The organism is Acinetobacter endophylla (assembly GCF_053543775.1).
Genome location: NZ_JBLVOM010000226.1, coordinates 1 through 324 on the forward strand (window position 1 = coordinate 1; position 324 = coordinate 324).

At 34.6% G+C, this 324-nt stretch carries 1 protein-coding gene; it reads right to left on the bottom strand.

Annotated features, from left to right (window positions below):
- A partial coding sequence (locus ACNPNW_RS06470; protein WP_448766776.1) for a glycosyltransferase occupies positions 1 to 324 on the bottom strand: 324 nt, incomplete at both ends.

Genomic DNA, 324 nt, shown 5'->3' on the forward strand with positions numbered 1-324 from the left:
CGCAAGATCCCAATCCTGCACTCCTTCATATCCTACTCGAAAGCCATTTATACTTTTAATTAGGGATGTCCGATATACTGCAAAGTGACAAACGAAATTAATGTGATATAACAAATGTTTACTGTATTTGCGTTTAAAGAATGGAAAGCATCTAAGTCCATCCTGTATTTTATCTTCATCACTATATATCAAATCAATATTCTTGTTTGAATTTATTGTATTTATAACCTCTTGTAGGGCAAATGGAGCTAGAACATCATCATTATCAAGCAAAGCCGTAAACTCACCTGTTACTAACTCTAGAGCAGAATTACTGCTTGCCGA